This is a genomic window from Paraherbaspirillum soli (genome assembly GCF_042654985.1).
In the GTDB taxonomy this organism is placed as follows: domain Bacteria; phylum Pseudomonadota; class Gammaproteobacteria; order Burkholderiales; family Burkholderiaceae_D; genus Paraherbaspirillum; species Paraherbaspirillum soli.
In genome coordinates this window covers 37366-57453 of record NZ_JBHSMT010000006.1, presented here as the reverse complement: position 1 = coordinate 57453, position 20088 = coordinate 37366, and the positions used below count along the sequence as shown (strand labels likewise).

22 protein-coding genes are annotated in these 20088 nt (G+C 58.0%); 12 read left to right on the top strand and 10 right to left on the bottom strand.

Features of this window, described 5'->3' with window-relative positions; all coding sequences use genetic code 11:
- Positions 1 to 113 precede the first annotated feature (113 nt).
- On the top strand, positions 114 to 461 hold the full coding sequence (locus tag ACFPM8_RS02495; RefSeq protein WP_378994637.1) for a hypothetical protein: 348 nt from the start codon (positions 114 to 116) through the stop codon (positions 459 to 461).
- Positions 462 to 641: 180 nt separating this feature from the next.
- On the opposite strand, the gene ACFPM8_RS02490 is transcribed toward ACFPM8_RS02495, so the two are convergent.
- Positions 642 to 989 (bottom strand): hypothetical protein, encoded by a 348-nt coding sequence (locus tag ACFPM8_RS02490; RefSeq protein WP_378994634.1) that lies wholly within the window; start codon positions 987 to 989, stop codon positions 642 to 644.
- Positions 990 to 1227: 238 nt separating this feature from the next.
- Between ACFPM8_RS02490 and ACFPM8_RS02485 the strand changes: the two genes are divergently transcribed.
- The 3 genes from ACFPM8_RS02485 (at position 1228) to ACFPM8_RS02475 (ending at position 2812) form a co-directional block, all read left to right on the top strand.
- The gene (locus ACFPM8_RS02485; protein WP_378994632.1) at positions 1228 to 1761 is read left to right on the top strand and encodes a hypothetical protein; all 534 of its coding nucleotides are present in this window, start codon (positions 1228 to 1230) and stop codon (positions 1759 to 1761) included.
- Between the two features lie 337 nt (positions 1762 to 2098).
- The gene (locus ACFPM8_RS02480; RefSeq protein WP_378994629.1) at positions 2099 to 2389 is read left to right on the top strand and encodes a hypothetical protein; all 291 of its coding nucleotides are present in this window, start codon (positions 2099 to 2101) and stop codon (positions 2387 to 2389) included.
- Positions 2390 to 2629: 240 nt separating this feature from the next.
- On the top strand, positions 2630 to 2812 hold the full coding sequence (locus tag ACFPM8_RS02475; protein WP_378994626.1) for a hypothetical protein: 183 nt from the start codon (positions 2630 to 2632) through the stop codon (positions 2810 to 2812).
- A 220-nt stretch (positions 2813 to 3032) separates the two neighbouring features.
- On the opposite strand, the gene ACFPM8_RS02470 is transcribed toward ACFPM8_RS02475, so the two are convergent.
- From ACFPM8_RS02470 to ACFPM8_RS02455, 4 genes are read right to left on the bottom strand one after another with little or no spacing between them, the layout of a single operon-like run.
- A complete protein-coding gene (locus ACFPM8_RS02470; RefSeq protein ID WP_378994623.1) occupies positions 3033 to 4487 on the bottom strand; it encodes an efflux transporter outer membrane subunit in 1455 nt (484 codons plus the stop codon).
- 9 nt (positions 4488 to 4496) lie between these two features.
- The gene (locus ACFPM8_RS02465; RefSeq protein WP_378994620.1) at positions 4497 to 5639 is read right to left on the bottom strand and encodes an ABC transporter permease; all 1143 of its coding nucleotides are present in this window, start codon (positions 5637 to 5639) and stop codon (positions 4497 to 4499) included.
- Positions 5636 to 6592: an ABC transporter ATP-binding protein gene (locus ACFPM8_RS02460; protein WP_378994617.1), complete on the bottom strand. Its 957-nt coding sequence runs from the start codon at positions 6590 to 6592 to the stop codon at positions 5636 to 5638. The genes ACFPM8_RS02465 and ACFPM8_RS02460 overlap by 4 nt, the downstream gene beginning before the upstream one ends.
- Positions 6589 to 7575: an HlyD family secretion protein gene (locus tag ACFPM8_RS02455; protein WP_378994614.1), complete on the bottom strand. Its 987-nt coding sequence runs from the start codon at positions 7573 to 7575 to the stop codon at positions 6589 to 6591. Before ACFPM8_RS02455 ends, ACFPM8_RS02460 begins: the two co-directional genes overlap by 4 nt.
- Positions 7576 to 7824: 249 nt before the next feature.
- Here ACFPM8_RS02455 and ACFPM8_RS02450 point away from each other — a divergent pair, with 249 nt between their 5' ends.
- Positions 7825 to 9231, top strand: a complete 1407-nt coding sequence (locus ACFPM8_RS02450) for a glycerophosphodiester phosphodiesterase family protein (RefSeq protein WP_378994611.1) — start codon at positions 7825 to 7827, stop codon at positions 9229 to 9231.
- A 237-nt stretch (positions 9232 to 9468) separates the two neighbouring features.
- Here ACFPM8_RS02450 and ACFPM8_RS02445 read toward each other — a convergent pair whose 3' ends face one another.
- Both ACFPM8_RS02445 and ACFPM8_RS02440 read right to left on the bottom strand, forming a co-directional pair.
- A complete protein-coding gene (locus ACFPM8_RS02445) occupies positions 9469 to 11055 on the bottom strand; it encodes a M20/M25/M40 family metallo-hydrolase (RefSeq protein WP_378994608.1) in 1587 nt (528 codons plus the stop codon).
- A gap of 361 nt (positions 11056 to 11416) precedes the next feature.
- Positions 11417 to 12166 carry an SDR family oxidoreductase gene (locus ACFPM8_RS02440; protein WP_378994605.1) on the bottom strand — a complete coding sequence of 250 codons (750 nt, stop codon included), beginning with the start codon at positions 12164 to 12166 and terminating at the stop codon, positions 11417 to 11419.
- A gap of 304 nt (positions 12167 to 12470) precedes the next feature.
- Here ACFPM8_RS02440 and ACFPM8_RS02435 point away from each other — a divergent pair, with 304 nt between their 5' ends.
- On the top strand, positions 12471 to 13367 hold the full coding sequence (locus ACFPM8_RS02435) for a LysR family transcriptional regulator (RefSeq protein ID WP_378994603.1): 897 nt from the start codon (positions 12471 to 12473) through the stop codon (positions 13365 to 13367).
- Here ACFPM8_RS02435 and ACFPM8_RS02430 read toward each other — a convergent pair.
- Positions 13346 to 14500, bottom strand: coding sequence for an alkene reductase (locus tag ACFPM8_RS02430; RefSeq protein WP_378994600.1), 1155 nt, complete (start codon positions 14498 to 14500; stop codon positions 13346 to 13348). The two genes, ACFPM8_RS02435 and ACFPM8_RS02430, sit on opposite strands and share 22 nt — an antisense overlap.
- Positions 14501 to 14694: 194 nt before the next feature.
- Between ACFPM8_RS02430 and ACFPM8_RS02425 the strand changes: the two genes are divergently transcribed.
- A complete protein-coding gene (locus ACFPM8_RS02425) occupies positions 14695 to 15849 on the top strand; it encodes a glycosyl hydrolase family 18 protein (protein WP_378994598.1) in 1155 nt (384 codons plus the stop codon).
- Between the two features lie 312 nt (positions 15850 to 16161).
- Positions 16162 to 16407, top strand: coding sequence for a SymE family type I addiction module toxin (locus ACFPM8_RS02420; RefSeq protein ID WP_378994596.1), 246 nt, complete (start codon positions 16162 to 16164; stop codon positions 16405 to 16407).
- Positions 16408 to 16538: 131 nt separating this feature from the next.
- Here the strand turns inward: ACFPM8_RS02420 and ACFPM8_RS02415 are convergent, their stop codons facing one another.
- Positions 16539 to 16916 (bottom strand): DUF6714 family protein, encoded by a 378-nt coding sequence (locus ACFPM8_RS02415; protein ID WP_378994594.1) that lies wholly within the window; start codon positions 16914 to 16916, stop codon positions 16539 to 16541.
- An 18-nt stretch (positions 16917 to 16934) separates the two neighbouring features.
- Positions 16935 to 17402 (bottom strand): membrane protein insertion efficiency factor YidD, encoded by a 468-nt coding sequence (gene yidD / locus ACFPM8_RS02410; protein WP_378994592.1) that lies wholly within the window; start codon positions 17400 to 17402, stop codon positions 16935 to 16937.
- A gap of 299 nt (positions 17403 to 17701) precedes the next feature.
- Between yidD and ACFPM8_RS02405 the strand changes: the two genes are divergently transcribed.
- The 4 genes from ACFPM8_RS02405 to ACFPM8_RS02390 all read left to right on the top strand — a co-directional run bounded on the left by ACFPM8_RS02405 (position 17702) and on the right by ACFPM8_RS02390 (position 20018).
- Complete coding sequence (locus ACFPM8_RS02405; RefSeq protein WP_378994646.1) at positions 17702 to 18406, top strand: CVNH domain-containing protein; 705 nt, start codon at positions 17702 to 17704, stop codon at positions 18404 to 18406.
- Positions 18407 to 18490: 84 nt separating this feature from the next.
- Positions 18491 to 19165 (top strand): phytanoyl-CoA dioxygenase family protein, encoded by a 675-nt coding sequence (locus ACFPM8_RS02400; RefSeq protein WP_378994590.1) that lies wholly within the window; start codon positions 18491 to 18493, stop codon positions 19163 to 19165.
- Positions 19166 to 19190: 25 nt separating this feature from the next.
- Positions 19191 to 19598 (top strand): VOC family protein, encoded by a 408-nt coding sequence (locus ACFPM8_RS02395; protein WP_378994588.1) that lies wholly within the window; start codon positions 19191 to 19193, stop codon positions 19596 to 19598.
- Between the two features lie 21 nt (positions 19599 to 19619).
- The gene (locus ACFPM8_RS02390; protein ID WP_378994586.1) at positions 19620 to 20018 is read left to right on the top strand and encodes a hypothetical protein; all 399 of its coding nucleotides are present in this window, start codon (positions 19620 to 19622) and stop codon (positions 20016 to 20018) included.
- Positions 20019 to 20088: the final 70 nt, after the last annotated feature.

The following is a 20088-nucleotide window of genomic DNA, read 5'->3' as shown; positions in this document are numbered from 1 at the left end:
CGAGAGGTTCACGTCCGGTTCTGTGAGAGCCTGAAGGGGAGGTTCCTTTGGGCGACTCGATCACCCACGCCAGACGGCGGGGCGCGGATTCATCCACCGCACAGGAGATCGACATGACTTGTAAGAAGAAGCCTCGCCCATCCCCACCCATCCCAGATATCCCAGAGCACCAGCCATTCTCATGGTTGGACAAAGACTTGCGCACCGATCAAGCGGCGCAATGCATCGCGTTCACGCTGGACATGTGCCAGGGCATTTATAAGGGGCTGGCTATGCTGCATGCCAATCATCTGGCGCAAGAGCACGGCGATCCCGCCTGTCCGCCGCCGTTGAACGCTTGTGATGTCGACTTGCTGCTGCGCTGGATGATGGGCTCGACCGAGGCGGTGTTGGATAAATCCGAGACCAGCGTTAATTACCTGAATGACTTGATAGCTAGGCAGCGCCCGACTGGTCGCTGACTGCCACCGTCGGTAGGGCGGATGAGCGCAGCGTTATCCGCCGTTTCACCGTGTTAGATACATCGAATGCAGGCGGTGCATCAAGCGGCGGATAACGCTACGCTCATCCGCCCTACAGTAGTCCGGCGGGTCGCCAATGACGCTAAAAGAATCGCCCTCGACGTTCGGAAGTTCGGTGTCCTACTTCAGAGGTTCGATGTTCTGCTTCAGAGGCTCGATGTCCTGCTTTGGAAGCTCGGCCTTGCGCCAAATAGGTGCGGCCTCGACGCTAAAAGAATCGCCGTCGAGGTTCCGAAGCTCGACGTCGGGCTTCGGAAGTTCGGTCTTGCACCAAATAGGGGAGGTGTCGGACTTCGGAAGCTCAACGGTGTACTTCGGAAGGTCGACGCCGATGCTCAGAGAACCAACGCCGATTTTCGGATAGCCGATGCCGAGTCTCGGAGAGTCGACAGCGATGCTTGGAGAACCGACGTCGATGCTCGGAGAGTCAACGCCGATGCTAAAAGCTCGGGAGCGGCCCAGCGGCACGATAAAGTTGCTTTTCGTGTCGCATACATTTCTTATTTGCAATACAATCACGTCCCCCTACGCACAGCTTGATGTGCAGCATTATTCAAGGCAGGGAAGTCGACCCCGATTCGCAGGTGTCTGGTGCATGTGTCTGCATCTAATCACTGACTTGATCGGACGAATCAAACGAAAATTTTTAGATCAGCAAGAAGGCCAATGCCGTGTTGGCATGGCGATGTCCAAATAGGAACAAATATTGAAACTGTATGCAATTAAAGAATTATTCAATATGGTGAAGCAGATTGGAAAAACTTGGCTGATTTTACCGCTCTTCTTTTTCGGTTTTATAACGAAGTCCCAAGGAGAAGGGCCAATGTTGAAACCCAATGAAATAGTGGCTCATGGCGTCATATTTACAGCCCAGAGTACCGCCAAATTCTCAGAAAAATATTCGTTGATAGATATACGGCCTCCCTATTGGACGCCTAGCACCTCAGAAATTGAATATCTCGAAGAAGTGCTTAATGGCTACTTGAAAAATTCTGATAGCAAATCGAGTAATGAAATATCACAACGATTATTTGAATATAAGCGGCAATATCTTGGTTACACCGATAAGGGAAGCCATTGGGTATACATAAATGGATTTTGCAATGCTTATTGGAAAAAGAACGATTCTTGGCATTCAGAATTAGTGGTGACTTTTGATGGTGGGCCATGTTTTTTTCAGGTACGTTACAACGTTGAAAAGAAATTATTTGAAAGGTTAGAAATAAATGGGGAAGGATAGGATAAAAAAAAGCCGTGTGCCCGGAGGTTTATTCATGAGTACTAGGCGACATTTATACTTTTGGCTATGTCAAAGACAATCTGCTGTTCTGTATTGATCGACAACAACCTCTTACCTCAGATCGAAAGCCACCCTCTCCGATATCCCCGGATTGGGTGGCTTTCTTTTCAGGCGTGGGTTTGTGTCATTGCCTATTTTTCCGCACTTCTACACTGAGCTTTCCCCTGTAAGCCGTGAAAATGGGGAGTGGGCTGCTTGAGAAGAGCTAGCATGGAATGTTGGGCTTCATTACATTCTGCCCAATCGAGCTAGGAAATCGATAATAAAGGAACTTGATATGCATGACTGGACATTTCTTTCGTTATCCTTTGATTGGAAATCAGGACAAGCAAAACTTGATTTCCGCAATCGAGACTCAAATCTCGGTTCTCTTATCGCAATTGATGTGACTAATTTATGTGTACCTCGCATTCAAGATTGGGGACCTAGTCAGAGTGTTAATACAATGACTGGCCCTATTCCTTGCGGTAACGGAGTGAGCAAAGTACAAATTGAAATGCAATCGGGGGATTGCATCGAAATAGATGCTAAGAATTTCAATCTTCCAGTTAGTGAGAAGTCTACGTAGAGCACGTTAAATAGCCAGAAAGCACTGATGGGCTAAATGCAAAGCGACCCAACAGCGCCCAACGACAGGTTGTTGTGCCGGGGCCGTGGAGTTCCAGTAGAACTAAGGCCGTAAAGCGCATATCACGCGCTTGCGCAAACCGGTGCCAGGGTCATCTGCACCGGTTTTCTTTTGATCAGAATGGTCAAAAATTCGAGATCCAAGAGCAAACAATGATCCACTCTTTCCTTCGAGGTAATTATGGAAAACTCTAAGCCGTTTCATGAAGTTGCAAATGGAGACATCAACGTTTGGGTCGATGAAGGCGGCGCCATTTGCATAAAATCTCGTGAACCGTTCGGAGACCCGGTGGAGCTTGCAGAGCATGAAGCTTTGGAATTGGCAAATTTGCTGATTCGATTAGTTGAGGAACTTCGTAACTAGGGCTGTAAGCTGGGCTGCAAAGCCCAGCCATTACAACGCGGTAAGCCAGACAGCGCCCGACCAACCGCTGACGGTCAACGCCGGTAGGGCGGATGAGCGCAGCGTTATCCGCCGTTTCACCGTGTTAGATACATCGAATGTAGGTGGTGCATCAAGCGGCGGATAACGCTGCGCTCATCCGCCCTACGCGTTGGTGGAATATCGACCCACGCCAACCACCTCACTCCACCCCCACCACATTCCACCAACCACCCCCCAAAGCCTGCAACAACGCCGCCGTATCGCTATAGCGCGCAGCCTGTGCCGCGATCCGCTCCAGGTCGGTTTGCAGGCGCTGGCGCTGGGCGTCCAGCAGGCTGAGATGGCTGATGCCGCCGGCTTGGTATTGCCGCTGCGTGATCGTCAGGCTGCTGGCGGCGTTGTCGCTGGCCTGGGTGCGCGCCTGCAAGGCTAGCGCGTCGTTCTCTAGCGCCCGCAACGCATCCGCTACCTGCTGCAGGGCCTGCAATACGGTCTGTTGATACAGCGCCGCGGCGGCGTCGTAGGCGGCTGCCGCGGAACGTTTTTTGGCGCGCAATTCGCCGCCGTGAAACAAGGGTTGCATCAATTTGAAGCCGACATTCCAGACATTGATGCTGCTGACCAGATCCTCGATCCGGGTCCGTTCCGTACCGGCGCTGGCCGCTAGCGTCAGGCGCGGATAAAGATTGGCGGTGGCGACGCCGAGCTGGGCGCTGGCTTGATGCAGCATGGCTTCCGCGGCTCGGATGTCGGGCCGCTGGCGCGCCAGCATAGACGGCAGGCTGAGCGGCAGCGTGGCGGGCAAGGTCAACGTGTTCAAGTCCAGCGGCTGGCGGTCGGTTTGCGCCGGCGCCTGGCCCAGGTAGACCGCGAGCTGGTGGCTGACTTGTGCCAGTTGCTGTTGCAGCGGCGGCAGTGTGGCCTCGCTTTGTGCTACCAAGGTGCGCTGATTCTTTAGCTCGACTTCGGCGATGCCGCCGGCGGCCAGGCGCTGCTGCATGATGTCGAGCTGTTCGCGCTGCAAGCGCAGTATCTGTTCGGTGGCGTCTAGCTGGGCTTGCAGCGCGGCTTGCCGGATGGCTGCCGTGACCACGTTGCCGGCCAAGGCCAGGCGTGCCGCCTGCAACTGGTATGCCTGCAGTTCCACTTGCGCCTGCAAGCCTTCCAGCGTGCGCAGGTTGGCGCCGAACGCATCCACCGTGTAAGAGACGTTGAGCGTCGCGTTGTACAAGTTGAACGGACCGGATTTGGGGATGTTGCGGATGCCTAGCGCTGTCGGGTCAATCTGCTGGCGGGTCGCGCCTAGCTGCAGATCGGCTTGCGGATAACGGGTGGCGCCGGTTTCCGCGTTCAGGTTTTCTTGGGCCTGGCGCAGCACGGCGCGCGCCTGGATCAGGGTAGGGCTGTTCGCAAGAGCAGCGCGCACCAGCGCGTCCAACTGGGGTGAATGGAATAGCGTCCACCATTGCGCGGGAATGTCGGCGCCGACCTCGAAGCTTTGCGCGGTGCCGCCCGGGCCGGTGCTGGCGACCGTGGCGAGTGCTTGCGTCCCCGGCGTGTACTGCTGCACCTCGGGCATCGCCGGCGCATGAAAATCCGGGCCGGCGGCGCAGCCCGCCAGCACACTCGCCGCCATGCATAGCCATCGTTGCATTTGTTTTCCTCAATCCAGCGTGCGGCGATAAAAGCGCACCGCAATCGCCATCACGATGATGGTGAACACTATCAGCGGCCACACATTGGGCCACAAGTCGGCCCAGCCGTTGCCTTTCAGCAGGATGCCGCGTATCAGCCGGTTGAAGTAGGTCAGCGGCAGCAGGTTGCCGATGAACTGGGCCCATTTCGGCATGCCCTGGAACGGGAACATAAAGCCCGACAACAGGATGTTGGGCAGGAAGTAAAACATGGTCAGCTGCATCGCCTGCAATTGGTTTTGCGCGATCGAGGACAGGGTGATGCCGACGGTCAGGCTGGCGCCGATGAACAGCAGCGCGGCCAGGTAGATCGCGGCCACGCTGCCGGCAAACGGCACGTGGAACAGGAAGCGCGCGCCGAGCAGGACGATGCTGGCCTGGATCAGTCCGATGGCGATGTAGGGCATGATTTTGCCGGTCATCATTTCTATCGGTTTGACCGGCGTCGCCAGCAGATTTTCCATGGTGCCGCGCTCGCGTTCGCGGGTCATCGCCAGGCCGGTCATCATCACCATCGTCATTGACAGGATCACGCCCATCAAGCCCGGCACCACGTTGTACTGGCTGATGCCTTCCGGGTTGTACAGGCGGTGCACGCGCACCTCGAAGGCGGGTGCGCCGCCGCCGAATTTGGCCAGCGGTCCGGTCAGATCCCTGTCGGCCACCGCTTGCGCCAGTTGCGGCAACGCGCCCAGGGCGATGGCGGTGGCGGTGGGGTCGGTGGCGTCGGCCTCGACCAGCAGCGCCGGCCGCTCGCCGCGCAGCAGAGCGCGGGTGAAGTCGGGCGGGATGTTGAGCACGAACTGCACCTTGCCCTGCGCCAGCGCGGCGCGGCCCGCTTCTTCGTCCGTCAGTGTGGCGACGATGTTGAAGTAGCTGGAGGCGGTCATCGCCGCGATGAAGCTGCGCGTGAACTCGCTGTGATCGGCGGCGATGACGGCGGTCGGCATGTGCTTGGGATCGCTGTTGATGGCAAAGCCGAACAACAGCATCTGCATGATAGGAATCATTGTGATCATGCGCACCGTGACGCGGTCGCGCATCAGTTGCAGGAACTCCTTGAGCACGATGCTCCACCAGCGCCTGAAAGAAAGATCGCTGAAACGGTTCATGCCTGCCCCTCGAAATTGTCCTTGGAGCGGTTCATCAAGTAGATGAACACATCTTCCAGGCTGGTGTCGATCGCTTCCATCCGCAGTTGCTGCCCCTCGGTGGTCTGGCGCAAGGTCTGTTCGAGCTGGGCCGCATCCTTGCCGCACACATGCAGCGCGGTGCCGAACGCGACCGTTTGATCGACCCCGGGCTGGCCGCGCAATTGCTGCGACAGCGCCACCAGGTTGTTGCCGTAGATGGCCCAGGTGCTCAAGGCTTGCGCGGCGACGATCTCGACCGCGGTGCCTTGCACCAGCAGCTGGCCGTAGGCGAGGTAGGCCAGCTTGTGGCAGCGCTCGGCTTCGTCCATATAGTGAGTGCTGACCAGGACGCTGATGCCCTGTGCCGCAAGCAGGTGCAGCTCTTCCCAAAAGTCGCGGCGGGCGGTGGGGTCGACGCCGGCGGTCGGTTCGTCCAGAAGCAACAGCTGAGGCTGGTGCAGCATGCAGGCGGCCAGCGCCAGCCGCTGTTTCCAGCCGCCGGACAGCGCACCGGCCAGCTGTTTGGCGCGGCTGGCCAGGCCCAGGTTGTGCAGGGCGCGTTCGACCGCTTCCTTGCGCTTGTCCATCTCGTAGACGCGCGCCACAAAATCCAGGTTTTCGCGGATGCTCAGATCGTCCCAGTATGAAAATCTCTGCGTCATATAGCCGACCCGGCGCTTGATTTGATCGCTTTGCTTGATGATGTCGAAGCCCAGGCAGGAGCCGCGTCCCGAGTCCGGCGTCAGCAAGCCGCACATCATGCGGATGGTGGTGGTCTTGCCGCTGCCGTTGGGGCCCATGAAGCCGAAGATCTCGCCGCGCCGCACTTGCAGCGACAGGTCTCTGACCACGTGCTTGTCGCCGAAATGTTTGTTGATGCGGTCGACGTCGATCGCCAGTTCGTTGATGGTGGCGCTATCGGTCGTCGTCATGGCAGCCTCACTTCCAGCGGCTGGCCCGGGTGCAGCTTGGGCGCATCGGCGGCGGCGGGACGGGCTTCGATCAGGTAGACCAGCTTGGCCCGGTTCTCATTGCTGTAGATGATAGGCGGCGTGTATTCGGATTGGGTCGAGATGTAGGTGATGCGCAGCGGCAGCTCGGCCGGGCAGCCGTCGCAATGCAGCGTCACCTGCTGATTCAGCTTGAGCCGGCCCAGTACCGGTTCCGGCACGTAGAAGCGGACTTTGACGTTCTCCGGCGGCAGCATGCGCAGCACCGGATTGCCGGCCGCCACCCATTCGCCTTCGCGATACAGGGTGTCGTAGACCAGTCCGGCACGGGTGGCTTTGACGGCTTTTTGGGCCAGTTTCCAATCGGCTTGCTCCAATGCCGCCTGCGAGGCCGCGACCTGCGCCTGTTGCGCCCGGATTTGCGCTTCGCGATTGGGCAGCCGGTCCACCGCCAACTGGCTTTGCCACTGCCGCACTTGCGCCGCGCTGGTGGCGGCGGCGGAGCGGGAATCGTCGAGCTGCTGGCGGGCGATGCCGCCGGCCTGATATTGGGCTTCGTCGCGCGCCAGCTGCAGCGCCGCTTTGCGGGCGGCGGCCTGTGCTTGCAGCAGCTGCGCCTGGGTCACGTTCACCTCTTGCGGCCGCTTGCCGCTCTGGATGTCGGCTAGTTGCGCCTCGGCAGCTTGCAGCTGACGCTGGGCCTGGCGCTGGGCCGCGGCTTCGGCGTCGGATTCCAGCGCAAACAGCGGCGCGCCGGCGGCGATCTGTTGTCCGCGTTCGACCGCCAGATGGTCCAGCCGCCCGGCTTGCGACGACGCGACGGCGACGAAATCGCCTTCCACATAACCTTGCCAAACGTTATCGGGTTTGGCCGAACAAGCTGCCAGCAGCAGCGGGCCGAAAGCGGGAGCCAGCGTCCGCAAGACAGTGAGCAGCAGAACGCGTTTTGTCTGGGGCCTATGCATGACGATTCCCTGGCTAGCGAGGGGAAGGGCGCTGAGGTATGGCAATACCTGCAAGCAGCGCCTCGATGTTTCATATCAGAACTGGTTTGTTCATCATAGTCGTCTTTATGCGTGAAAAATACCCTTTGACCTCGGAGGATATGCAGGGGGTGCGCTTATGCGTGGATGGCGGGGCGACGCTAAAGAAGTGTCGTGGATCGCACGTTTCATTTAATATTGCCGCTCGTTAATAACCAGGAGTGCACGAGCATGCGCAATACGAGAGGTCGATCTTTACGTTTCTTCACACCGGGAGTGCTGGCGGCACTGGGCGGCGGTTTGCTGCTGACTGCCTGCGGCGGCGGCGCCGACAGTCCGTTACAGCGCTCCACGCTGCCGACGCTCAATGGCGATGCGCCGCTGGTGATCGGGCATCGCGGCTTGCCTGGGCTTTTTCCGGAAGAAACCAAGCCCTCTTACGAAGGCGCCGCCGACCAGGGCGCGGATTCGCTGGAATTGGACCTGCATTTGACCAAGGACTGCGTACTGGTGGCCCGCCATAATCCCTGGCTCAGCGACAACACCAATATTGCCGAGGTCGCAAAAACCAATGCCGTGGTTGCCGCTCGCAAGCGCACCGTGCCTGGCGTCAATGTCAAAGTCGCGTACCCGGTCACGGCCGACAGCGGCCCCGCCACGTATTTGAGCGATCTGACCAATCCGAACGATCCGGCCTCAGTGCTGAAATCCCTGGTGGTCGATGGCGAGGATCACACCAACGACTGGTCGATCACCGATTTCACGCTGGCTGAACTCAAGCAATGGATAGGCGGCACCACCTATGATGCCCGCAACGAGCGCCCGACAGACCTGAACGGCAAGTACCCGGTGCTGAGCTTCCAGGAAGTGATCGACATCGCCAAGGCAAAGAGCCTGGCAAGCGGGCGCACGATTTCGGTCTACCCCGAGAGCAAAAACCCGATCTGGAATAACGCGCAGGCAATCGCCAACGGTTGCGGCAAAGCCGGCAGCCACCCGTTTGAGGACGCACTGCTCAAGATCCTCAACGACAACCAGTTGAACAGCAAGGATGCGGCGGTATTTGTCCAGAGCTTCGATCCCGCCAGTTTGAAATACCTGCGCTCCGTGGGTCTGCGGACCAAAGTGGTGCAACTGATCGACGGCAACGCCATCAATTTCAAGACCGGCGAAATGACTTACAACACCAACAACGCCTATACCTTTGTCGATGGCCGTCCCTATAGCTGGACGCTGGCCGGCGACGCGCGCTATTTCGGCGTCATGCTGACGCCGGCCGGCCTGGCCGAGATCAAGACCTATGCCGATGGCATCGGCCCCTGGAAGCCGCAGGTCGTGCCGCTCAAGGTGACGCCGTGGAAAGACCAGAACGCCGACGGCTCGCCTTATGTCGGATCGGCCGCCGACGCCACGTCCCAGACCCCCAACAGCCTGGTCGCCGATGCCCACAAGGCCGGCCTGTTCGTCCACGTCTATACCTTCCGCAATGAAAAGAAATACCTCGCAGCCAATTACAACGGCGACCCGCAAGCGGAATATCTGAAGTTCTTCCGTGCCGGGGTCGATGGCGTGTTTACCGATTTCTCCAATACGGCTTATGCCGCCCGGGCCGTTTATTTGCGCGAGACCGGCCGTTAACAAGCAGGTGCAGAGCAGGGACGAGGGCGGCAATAGGGCACCTCGAAAAACCGTAGCGAGCGGCCCAAGGTCGGGGCGACGAAGTTGCAACACCTGCAGCCGTACGGTTGTACGGCGAGCATCACAGCCCCGAGATTGGCGGGCTTGCCAAACCCTGCAGTAGGTTTTTCGAGGTGCCCAATAGTTTTGTGAAACTGGGCATGCGGCAGGATGCCGCTGCCCAGGGTGTTGCAGGCTTTATTGCGGACGATAGCTGACCGTCAGCTTGTACGACGAAGCGGCATAGCCGTTCAACAGGAGATAGACGTCGCCGTTGGCGGCCATATTGAGCGCGCAGTTTTCGGTGCTGGTCGGGCCGTCCGATTTGCAGTCATAGGTGGTGGTGCTGGGGGCCGCTGCCTTGCGGACGTAGAGGTCGGTATCGCCGCTGCCGCTCAGTGCCGCCTTGATGCTGCCGCCGGCGCCGACTTTGTAGGGGCCGTAGGTTTTTTTCTGGCCCTTGGTCAGGCTGCCGGAAAACGTTTCGACCTTGTCGGCAGGCGGGGTCCCGCCTGAGCCTTCGCTGCCCAATTCAACCGCATAGGCGGCGGCCAGGCGCGCGAATTTCAACGCATGCGCGGCTTGGCTGCCGGAGTTGGCATAGGTGTCGTCCGAGGTGTGGATGTAGGGGTTGTATTGGCTGAAGGCGGCTTCGAACGGCATCGACGTCGGATAGCCTTGCGCATCCCAGGAGGCATGGTCCGAGCACGCATAGCCGCATTGGTCGTAGCCTATGCTCAGGGTCGGCAGGTAGGTGCTGATCAGTTTGGCGACGAAGTCGTTTTGCTGGCTGTTGGTGTAGTCGGTGTACAGGTAGATGTCGCTGGACGAGCCTTGGTAGTTGGTCATGTCCAGTTGCATCACGCCGACCACGTTGACGTTGTTGTCCTTGAAGTTTTGGGCGATCTCTTGCGAGCCGCGCAGGCCGACTTCTTCCGCTGCATAGCCGATTATTTTGATGGTGCGGCGCGGCTTGTAGCCGTTGGCCAGCATGACCCGCAATGCTTCGGTGAGACTGGCGATGCCGGAAGCGTCGTCGTCCGCGCCGGGCGCTATGGTGGTCTCATAGGTGCCGTTCATATTGATGGTATCCAGGTGCGCGCCCAACACCACGACTTCGGCTGGATTGTCGCTGCCCTTGATGGTCAGGATGACCGATTTCTGGCCCCAGTTGGGGTGGCTGAATTGGGCCACTGAAATGTCGCTGCGGCCGGCTGTCATGTCGGTCCATTTTTTCAGTAGCCAATTCGATGCGTTGGCACCGTTGGTGGTGGCGTAGTAACGGTTGTCGAACGCGGCCATGTCGACGATGGTTTGCACGATATTACTGTCCTGCATTTGCGCCAGCATAGGCGTGACGATGGCCTGGTTGCCGATCGCGTAAGCGGGGCGGGCGGCTGCCGGGCGCTTGACCAGCGGCTTGTTCAATGCCTTGCGACCGGCGCTCTCGCTGGGGTGGAACATGAAGCCGCCGCAGCGCTTGAGTTCTTGATGGACCGCTGCCGACAGCTTCAGCAGTTGTTGTTCGTCGACTTCCACCAGATGCACTTTTTCGGTGCCGGTGAAGCGGCTGCTGGCCTGGTTGGTCAGGGTGATCCGGCTTTCCCTGGCTATCGCCTGCGGCGCGACTTTTTGCAGCTGGGCGTAGGCGGCGTCGCCCACGGTAATCCAGACCTTCTTGGTATCCATGGCCGCTGTGCTGCCGACAAACAATCCTGCGGCCAGCAAGGCGGCAATTTTTGGCGCGATGCCGGAAATGGCGAAGTGGCTCTTTCGAATGTCCATCTGTTCTCCTCTTTTTAGTGGTTGGGGGTGATTCCCCTTTACTCAGCGGACCTTTTGTTGATGGTCAAAAAGCCGCTCCTCCTGAAGTCAATGCCGCCTGGACGGCGGCATCGGTTTGGATCTAAAAATGCGGGCGCGAGAAACGAGGTCGCCTCAAGGGCGGCAGGATTTTTCTTGTGAAGACACTAAACGTGATTTCAGGCGCGGCGGCAACTGGCAAGGTTGACAGTGCGGAGCGCCGGTTCGGCGGCGGGCCGTTGCATGGAATGTCGTGGCTGGGCTGGGAAGCCCGACGATTGATGGCGATTAATGGATTGTTGTGCCTTGCAGCCCAACAATCCTGTTGGCGCGGCTAACCGTTTTACAACGCAGTCATGCCGCCGTCGATGATCAGCTCGCTGCCGACCGAGAACGCGGATTCGTCGGACGCCAAATAGACCACCGCCTTGGCGATCTCTTTCGCCTGGCCGAAGCGGCCGGCCGGGATCTGGCTCAGGATGTGGCCGGCCATTTTCTCCAGTTCCTCTGCCGGTAGTCCCAGCTTGCCGTAGATCGGCGTCGTGACCGGGCCGGGGCTGATGGCGTTGACGCGGATGCCGCGCGAGATCAGTTCGCCCGACAACGTGCGTGCCAGCGAGATCAGGCCGGCCTTGGTGGCGGCGTAGACGCTGGAGTTGGGCATGCCGATGTGTGCGTTGATCGAGGTGTTGAGCACCACCGATGCCGGATTGGCGAGAATCGGCAGCAATGCCTGCATCAGGAAGAACGGACCCTTGAGATTGATCGCCAGCGAGCGGTCGAAGCCGGCTTCATCCCATAGATCGAGCGGCCTGAAATCGCCGACGCCGGCGTTGAGGAAAACCACGTCGAGCTGGTCAAAGGCGTGGCCGGCTGCTTGCGCGAGTTGTTTCTGTTCGCTGACATTGCCGGCATTGATCTTCAAGATGAGGACCTCTTGGCCCAGTTCCTGTCTGGCCTGTTCGATGGTCTCGGGGTTGTTGCCTGTGATGGCGACACGCGCGCCTTCCGCCAGGAATTGTTTGGCGGTTTCAAGGCCGATACCGCTGGTGCCGCCGGTGATCAGTGCGCGTTTGCCGTTGAGCCTGAGCATGAAAATCTCCTGGTATGGACTTTGAGGTCCGGGACCGCAAATATAGGTTTTCTCAAGGAAAATGATTCGCCGAATCCGGACATCCTATGCGGCATCTCGCAGGCAGCACCGGTGTGCACAAGAATGCCGCGTCCACGGCAGGCTGGCATTTAACAGATCGAATGCGCCCAAAAAAACATAACAGTCATCCTCCGTATTTCCTTCTGTTAATGTATGCAGCTTGCTAGGGCCTGTTGACACATCGCTGGCTTGCGTTTGCGAGCTTTAACCTTACCGTGCAAATCCGATGGACCGATTAAGCGTAATGAGATTGTTTGTCGACGCCTCGATGTTGGGCAGCTTTTCGGCGGCGGGACGCAAACATGGATTGTCGCCTGCCGCTTCGAGCGCTTGCATCCAGCGACTGGAGGCGACGTTGCGTGTCAAGCTGTTCGAGCGCACCACGCGCCAGTTGCGGCTGACCGAAGAAGGGCAGTTGTACAAGCTGTACTGCCAGCAGGCGCTGGAGCTGATGGATGAGGCGGAGCAGGCGCTGCAGGCTGGCAAAAGCCTGGTGCAGGGCACGGTCAGGATCTCGGCGCCGTCGGATCTGGGGCGCAACGTGCTGCTCGATTACCTGGATGAATTCCAGCGGCAGTACCCACAGGTGCAGTTTGCCCTGTCGCTGACCGATTCGACAGCGAACCTGGTGCAGGACGATGTCGATCTGGCAATCCGCTACGGCGTGCCGCCGGACAGCGGCATGGTGGCGCGGCCGTTGATGGCGAACCGGCGCGTGGTGTGCGTTGCGCCCGAATGCGCGGCCCGGGTCGGACTGCCGCAGACGCCGGAGCAATTGAGCGAGTTTCCGGCTTTGGTATTGGTGACCGCCGCGGGGCCGATGAACGAGTGGCGCTACCGTCAAGGCGGCAAGAGCAAGTCGGTGCGGCTCAGCCGCTATCAGCAAAGCAACGACGGCGAAGTCATTCGCAAGTGGGCATTGCGCGGCCAGGGCTACGCCTATAAATCGCTGCTGGATATCAGCGAAGATTTGCGTGCCGGTCGCCTGCAAACGGTGCTGGATGATTTCTTCACCGACAGCGTGCCGCTCAACGTGCTGTATCACCGCAGCAGTTTCCGGCCGCCGCGGGTCAAGTTGCTGATCGAGTTTTTGCAAGACCGTTTCGCCGGCACGGCGTCTCAGTCGGCAAGCGCCGGATAGTCGGTATAGCCGCCGGCATCGCCGCCGAACAGGCGAGCGCCGTCGAACTCCGCCAGCGGCAGATTTTCGGCCAGCCGGCGCGGCAAGTCGGGATTGGCGACAAACGGCCGGCCGAACGCGACCAGATCCGCCAAACCTTCTTCCAATATCCGTGCGGCGCGCGCCTGGTCGTAGCGGCCGGCGACGATCAGCTGGCCGTGATAGACGGCGCGCAGATCGTGACGGAACTGCTCGGGGATGGTCGGCGCATCGTCCCAATCGGCCTCGGATAGGTGGATATAGGCGATCCCGATTTTATCCAGCGCGGCGGCCGCATGCAGGATGGTCGGCGCAATCTGCGGTTCCGCCATGTCCTTGAAAGTGATGTAAGGCGCCAGCCGCACGCCGACCTTGTCGGCGCCGATTTCATCGGCCACCGCCGCGCTCAGTTGCAGCAGGAAGCGGGTACGGTTTTCGATCGAGCCGCCGTATTCGTCGGTCCGCGGATTGGATACCGTGCGCAGGAACTGGTCGATCAGGTAGCCGTTGCCGCCGTGGATTTCGACGCCGTCGAAACCGGCGGCCATTGCGTTGGCCGCGCCCTGGCGGAAATCATTGATGACATCCTGAATCTCCTCCCTGGACAAGGCGCGCGGTGTCGGGCAATCGACCATGCGGCCGACGCCGTCGTCGCCGACGATCCAGACCTGGGTGCCGCGCGGCTGGATCGCCGACGGCGCGACCGGCGCCGCGCCGTCCTGGAATACGCTGTGCGACACGCGGCCGACATGCCACAGCTGCAAAAAGATGCGGCCGCCGACCGCATGCACGGCATCGGTGACCAGCCGCCAGCCTGCGATTTGCTCTTGCCGGTAAATGCCCGGTGTAAATGAATAGCCTTGGCCCTGGCGTGAAATCTGGGTCGCTTCGCTCACGATCAAGCCGGCCGTGGCGCGCTGTGCGTAATACTCGGCCATCAACGCATTGGGTATATCGCCCGGTTGCGAGCTGCGGGCGCGGCTCATCGGCGCCATCACGATTCGGTTAGGCAAGTGCAGATCGCCCAGCCGTGCGGGCGTGAAAAGAGTGGGAGTGGAAGAAGAGCCGTCGATGACGGCCGCGTTTTGATTTTTGACAGTAGTTTGCGTAAGCATGGAAAATTCTCGCGGTTGGTTGAACGGTGTGGCCGATGCACAGGCTGCAGTTTCCGCTCATGCGATGAATTTGATAATTGGCCGTAATTTTGAATCATCTGCTTGTTTATGTTGAATATAGGCGGGAGTCTGGTCATCAATCTGTCATCAATGGGTCTTACAATGTGTTCTCCTGGAAACCATTTGATAGATTTATGACCTCATTTTTGAACCAAAAACTGATTGCCGCTTCGTTCACCGCATTGTGTTCTGCAACGCTGATGACGGCTTGTGGCGGCGGCTCCGGCGATGCCGGTAGCGCCAACGCCAACACCGCGAGCAAGACGGCCGCCTCGAACCAAGCTATGCCATCGTCGTCGCAGGCCGTCAATCCGACCCCGGCTCAGACCGCGAACGGCAAAATGGTGCTGGCGTATTACTCCGACTACCCGAATAACTTCAGCTCGCTGAGCAAGTACGCCGCGAACGTCAACGCCGTCGCTGTCGACTTCTGGAACATCAGCAGCAGCGGCGACATCAGCGGCAACGGCGCTGCGGCTCCCGACAATGCGATGGCCTTCCTGAAAGCCCGAGGCATCGCGATCTACGGTTGTATTTCCAATGTCGATGACGGCGGCAATTGGAGCTCTGCCATTGCGCATGATGTTAGCGTTACCAACAGAGCTATCGCGATTGCCAACCTGGTCGCGTTCGCGCAAGCCAACGGCATGGCCGGCATCAATATCGACTTCGAAAATGTCGATCAAGGCGATCGCGCCAATATGAGCGCCTTTTCGGCCGACCTCGCCAGTGCGCTGCACGCCAACGGTCTGAAGCTGATCATGACCGTTCCGGCATTTTCGGAGAAAGATGAAAGCAATCCCTATAACTATGGATTCGACCTCGCGGCGCTCGGGAAGTCGGCTGATTTTTTGCAGATCATGACCTACGATGAGGCGATCCCGGCTTGGGACCCAGGCCCGGTCGCAGGCTCCGACTGGATGGAAAACGATCTCGATTACGCCGTCAGCAAAGCACCGGCGTCAAAGATCCTGAACGGCATCCCGGCCTATGGTTACGACTGGACCAAGCCCGGCACCGGCAGCCAGCTGTACTGGCGGCAAACGGCGGCACTCATCAAGCAATACGGCGTCACCCCGCGCTACGACGCCGCCAGCAATTCGCTGACCTTTAACTACACCGCCAGCGACGGCAGCGGCAACCACACCGTCTGGACCGAAAACGCCGCCAGCGTGACCTTGAAAGCCAGCCTGGTCAGCGCCTACGGACTGGGCGGCACCTCGGTGTACGCGTTCGGCATGGAGGATGGCAATTTCTGGAAGGGCGTCAATGCTGGGTTACAAAAGTAAATAGCGCGTTGGGTTGTGTAATCCAACGATCCTGCATGGATTGTCATGGCAGCTAATAGCGTTTATAGTCGGCCCCGTCCTTGAGAAAAAAATCGAGGATAAGGTTGGAAAGCCTTTAATTCCAAAAGGTGCATACCGCGCAATGCGGGTTATGTACGAACACCGTTGCTCGTCCCTATGGACGGCAGTGGTGGGGAGCCTTCGGGCTGCCGGTTTTTTCCTTTTGGTTCCGGTCTTTCCATCCTGCCTACTGCCGTCCTCCCGTTGGAAAGCGGGAGGTTGCTTCAATAACGCAACCAAAAGGAAACCGCTATGACTAAAGCCACACCGCCTAAACAATCAGGCAAATCTCCACCCGCACCAGACCGTCCTACCACTATTTCCACAATCAACAGCTATCCAGACCGGCATTTAACCGTCGGCGTCTGCCCGGAGGGTAAGCTCAGAACCCCCTGGATCCGGCTGCGCGGCAAGTGGTTATTAGCAGCAGGCTTCACGCCTCAGACCCGGATCCGGGTGCAGGTGAGACGAGGCTGCTTGTTTATTACGAGGGAGTAAAACGTAGGGCGGATGAGCGCAGCGTTATCCGCCGTTGGATGTGCCGCATGCATTCGATGTATCCGACACGGCGGAAGGCGCTGCGCTTTTCCGCCCTACGATTCTGGGGCGGAGAATGGTCAATGAGATTGTTAAATCCAATATTTGATTGAACGCTTGATCTGTTCTTCATCAACTATCGTTAGATTTTCCAGGCACCAGCGCAAGAAAGATGCAACGGCCGACCTCTGCTCGGCGTTGCATCGATATCGAAAATTAAAATGATTGTTGTGCTCAATCTTGCTGCGACCAAAGTTGGCGATTGCGTCTATCGTGTAATCAGTGACCAGTTGGTCGTAATTGTCTTTATTTCGAATGCACCACAGCATATAGGCCGGAACATATTTCAAATAATCCGGCGTACCTTCAATTTCCATCAGGCTTTCGTTTTGCTGTATGGCCTCGTCAGAAATTGAAGATTCATTCATTGCATCTGGAAACGCATTCTGTATCACTTGTACGATGTTCATGTGCTGGCATGGTTGAAATCAAGACGGTCGGCGTGGCTTCGTATCTCGATTAAATTTTGAATTCGCTTCAATCGTGACTTCGCCCCTTTTCTTTTTCGATCGTTCCCGCGTACCGACATCAGGTAAAAACCAGTCGCAGGCGTCAAAAATATCGCAGGCGCATGTGCCGAGATCGCACGTATCGCAAGAGTCGGATGGGCCCAGGTCGCACCCATCGCAATGGCCGGCTTGAAAATTGACCGGCTTGGCGAAATCAACGTTTTGTCTGCATGATTGAATATGCAGTCGGTGTTGTCTTGAGCATTCGTTCAGTCGTCGCCGTAGCAGCGCCAGTCCGATCCGGATGCCATGGCGTTCGATTGCCCGATAGCCAAAGGCTGAGCAGCTATCGCCGCCAGTACAAATTCGATACGCGCACGAAAATCCTTTTAGCGGTGAGAGGTGTCGCTGATACAGGGTGATGGCGGTCAGGCAGAGCTTCTTCATTGACTGAGTAATCGTTCAGAGCGGGACTGGGGATGCGGCTGGATTGACCGGCGCGCTTGCCCATCGCTCTTTGTCTTACCGCAAATTACGGCAGCGCATTTATACCACTGTAATGCTGTAAAGCAAGCAAATTTGCCGGCCTTGTGCCTGAAAATAGTTGCCCACTTCAATTTGGTCCGCGCCAAGAATCAACTAGACTGAATGCACTGCTGCCGCCCCGCTAAGTGGGGCATTGTCAATAATGAAGAAAGAAGGCCGTCATGCACCATTTTTACAAATTAGGAATTGCCGTGGCTTTGATGCTATCGGCCGCGCTGGTAGTTTCGTCGGCGCAAGCGCAGGGGCGCTGGGGATTGCCCGCGGGCTCTTATCAGGAATCTTGTCGCGATATCGTCATCCTGGAGGACGGGACTTACGGCACCAAGCTTGAAGCCACTTGCGACCAGTCCAATGGGCGCGAGATTCGCAGCGCGTTGCCATTGCCGTGCAACGCCGACATCGCCAATATCGAAGGCCGCCTGGTGTGTGAAGAGCGCAGAGGCGGCTACGGCCGGCTATACCCGCCCATGCAGCCCAGGGCGCAGCGCTTGCCCGAGGGTTCATATCAAAAATCCTGCCGCGATATCGTGATCCAGGATGACCGCTCTTATGGCCCCAGACTGGAGGCTACCTGCGGCAAATCCAATGGCGGCCAGCAGCGCAGTTCGCTGCCTTTGCCGTGCAACGGCGGCATCGCCAATATGGATGGCCGTCTGGTGTGCGAAGGGCAGGGCGCTTATCGCGACAATCGATACCCATCGGCGCGGCAAGGCCCGAGATTGCCTGAGGGTTCGTACCAGCAGTCGTGCAAAGATATCGAGATCCGGAACGGGCCTTATGGTCCCGAACTTGAGGCGACCTGCGGCAAATCCAATGGGCAGCAGCAACGCAGCTCGTTGCGTTTGCCGTGCCGCGGCGGCGTCGGCAATATTGAAGGCAATCTGGTATGCGAGGGCGGTCGCTAGAGCTTCTGAGTAGACCGTGAGCAGTTTTTCCTTAGCGATGTTAAATTGCTGCTTTGCAATTTTTGGCAAGTTGGCATCAATCGTATGAGCATGGGTTTATTTGAAGAGAAAGGTTTCATCGTCATTGGTCCGCTACTTGGTGCGGCCGAGTGCTTGGAGCTGGATTCGGCTATGCCTCAGCTTCAGGCGGGCAGCGCGGGGGCTAGGCATTTACTTGACTTCTCGTGGTGTACCAAGCTTGCGAAGTTAATTAAGGCCCATCCCGAAATCGGGCCGCTGCTGCCATCCGATCCCGTGGCGATCCAGTGTATTTTTTTTGAAAAGTCTAAAGATCAGAACTGGCTGGTTCCGCTGCATCAAGACTTGAGCATTCCGGTCAAAGAAAGAGTGCCGCATGCGGAGTTGATTGGATGGTCTGAAAAAGAAGGTTCGCTGTTTGTTCAGCCGCCGGATAGCGTTTTGCAAGAACTGGTGGCAGTCCGTCTGCACATGGACGATTGTGGGCCGGACGACGGCCCGTTGCGGATGGTCCCGGGTTCGCATAAAAAAGGTCGCTTATCCGGCGCGCAGGCATTGGCCGAGCGTGATCGTTTGGGAGAAATGGTCTGTCCGGTTGCAAGGGGAGGCGCTTTACTGATGAAGCCGCTGCTGTTGCATGCGTCGTCCAAAGCGTCCGGTCAAAGCAAGAGGCGGATCTTGCATTTTGTCTTCGGGCCGCGCTCATTGCCATGCGGCTTGCAATGGCAGTACGCGGTCTAATCAAATTTTTTAAGGGGGAGGCGTTATGAAAACCAAGATTTTTGTGAATTTGCCAGTCAAAGACCTTAATCAATCGGTGGCGTTTTTTACCCAGCTTGGCTTCAGTTTCAATCCGCAATTTACCGATGAGACGGCCACTTGCATGATCGTCAGCGATGATATTTTCGTCATGCTGTTAATTGAAGAAAAATTCAAGACTTTCACTCCGAAGGAAGTTTGCGATGCCAGGAAATACACCGAAGTGCTGGTGTGCTTATCACTGGAAAGCCGCGCCAAGGTTGATGAAATGGTGCGCAAGGCAGTCGCCGCCGGAGGCACCACTTACAAGGAGCCGCAAGATCACGGATTCATGTATGAACACGGCTTTCAGGACGTGGATGGCCATATTTGGGAGCTTGTTTTCATGGAGCCGAGCTCGATCAGCGAAGTTTGAATAGGTAATTGACTGAGCGTGATGAAGAAGAACGTTTTGCTTGAATTCGAATCCGCCGCGTTTGCGGACTCGCCTGGCGCGGACCAGCACACCAACCCCGGCGTGGTCGGCAAGGCCCTGGCGCAGTGGCTGGCAGAGCAGTTGCGCGCGCAAGGGCTGATCGTGGGTCAAGTTGTCGCGGAGGATTTTGGCTGGCTGGTGCCGGTGGAGGCCAAGCCGCACCTCCTTTTTGTTGCGTGCGCCAATGCTGAAGAAACGAACAATCGCTGGCGCGTATTCACCTTCGCGGAGAGCGGGCTGTTGAGCCGGCTGTTCGGCCGGGACAATAGCGCCGAGCCGCTGGCTTTTTTGTTTGCGGCCGTCAAGCAGGCCTTGCAGTCTGATCCTGCGATTCAGGGTTTGCGTGAAGTGGCGGCGTGACGCTCAAGCTTTCATTCCAGCGCGTCGTCTTCGACCTTCATTGAACGGCTGGCAGGGTTGAAGATTTACT

Coding starts and splice junctions, on each gene's coding strand:
- ACFPM8_RS02450 (WP_378994611.1), top strand. CDS start 7,825: ATGCGCAATACGAGAGGTCGATCTTTACGTTTCTTCACACCGGGAGTG.
- ACFPM8_RS02435 (WP_378994603.1), top strand. CDS start 12,471: ATGAGATTGTTTGTCGACGCCTCGATGTTGGGCAGCTTTTCGGCGGCG.
- ACFPM8_RS02445 (WP_378994608.1), bottom strand. CDS start 11,055: ATGGACATTCGAAAGAGCCACTTCGCCATTTCCGGCATCGCGCCAAAA.
- ACFPM8_RS02495 (WP_378994637.1), top strand. CDS start 114: ATGACTTGTAAGAAGAAGCCTCGCCCATCCCCACCCATCCCAGATATC.
- ACFPM8_RS02465 (WP_378994620.1), bottom strand. CDS start 5,639: ATGAACCGTTTCAGCGATCTTTCTTTCAGGCGCTGGTGGAGCATCGTG.
- ACFPM8_RS02470 (WP_378994623.1), bottom strand. CDS start 4,487: ATGCAACGATGGCTATGCATGGCGGCGAGTGTGCTGGCGGGCTGCGCC.
- ACFPM8_RS02415 (WP_378994594.1), bottom strand. CDS start 16,916: ATGAACATCGTACAAGTGATACAGAATGCGTTTCCAGATGCAATGAAT.
- ACFPM8_RS02430 (WP_378994600.1), bottom strand. CDS start 14,500: ATGCTTACGCAAACTACTGTCAAAAATCAAAACGCGGCCGTCATCGAC.
- ACFPM8_RS02480 (WP_378994629.1), top strand. CDS start 2,099: ATGCATGACTGGACATTTCTTTCGTTATCCTTTGATTGGAAATCAGGA.
- ACFPM8_RS02455 (WP_378994614.1), bottom strand. CDS start 7,575: ATGCATAGGCCCCAGACAAAACGCGTTCTGCTGCTCACTGTCTTGCGG.
- ACFPM8_RS02405 (WP_378994646.1), top strand. CDS start 17,702: ATGCTATCGGCCGCGCTGGTAGTTTCGTCGGCGCAAGCGCAGGGGCGC.
- ACFPM8_RS02400 (WP_378994590.1), top strand. CDS start 18,491: ATGAGCATGGGTTTATTTGAAGAGAAAGGTTTCATCGTCATTGGTCCG.
- ACFPM8_RS02395 (WP_378994588.1), top strand. CDS start 19,191: ATGAAAACCAAGATTTTTGTGAATTTGCCAGTCAAAGACCTTAATCAA.
- ACFPM8_RS02460 (WP_378994617.1), bottom strand. CDS start 6,592: ATGACGACGACCGATAGCGCCACCATCAACGAACTGGCGATCGACGTC.
- ACFPM8_RS02390 (WP_378994586.1), top strand. CDS start 19,620: ATGAAGAAGAACGTTTTGCTTGAATTCGAATCCGCCGCGTTTGCGGAC.
- ACFPM8_RS02440 (WP_378994605.1), bottom strand. CDS start 12,166: ATGCTCAGGCTCAACGGCAAACGCGCACTGATCACCGGCGGCACCAGC.
- yidD (WP_378994592.1), bottom strand. CDS start 17,402: ATGAAGAAGCTCTGCCTGACCGCCATCACCCTGTATCAGCGACACCTC.
- ACFPM8_RS02475 (WP_378994626.1), top strand. CDS start 2,630: ATGGAAAACTCTAAGCCGTTTCATGAAGTTGCAAATGGAGACATCAAC.
- ACFPM8_RS02420 (WP_378994596.1), top strand. CDS start 16,162: ATGACTAAAGCCACACCGCCTAAACAATCAGGCAAATCTCCACCCGCA.
- ACFPM8_RS02425 (WP_378994598.1), top strand. CDS start 14,695: ATGACCTCATTTTTGAACCAAAAACTGATTGCCGCTTCGTTCACCGCA.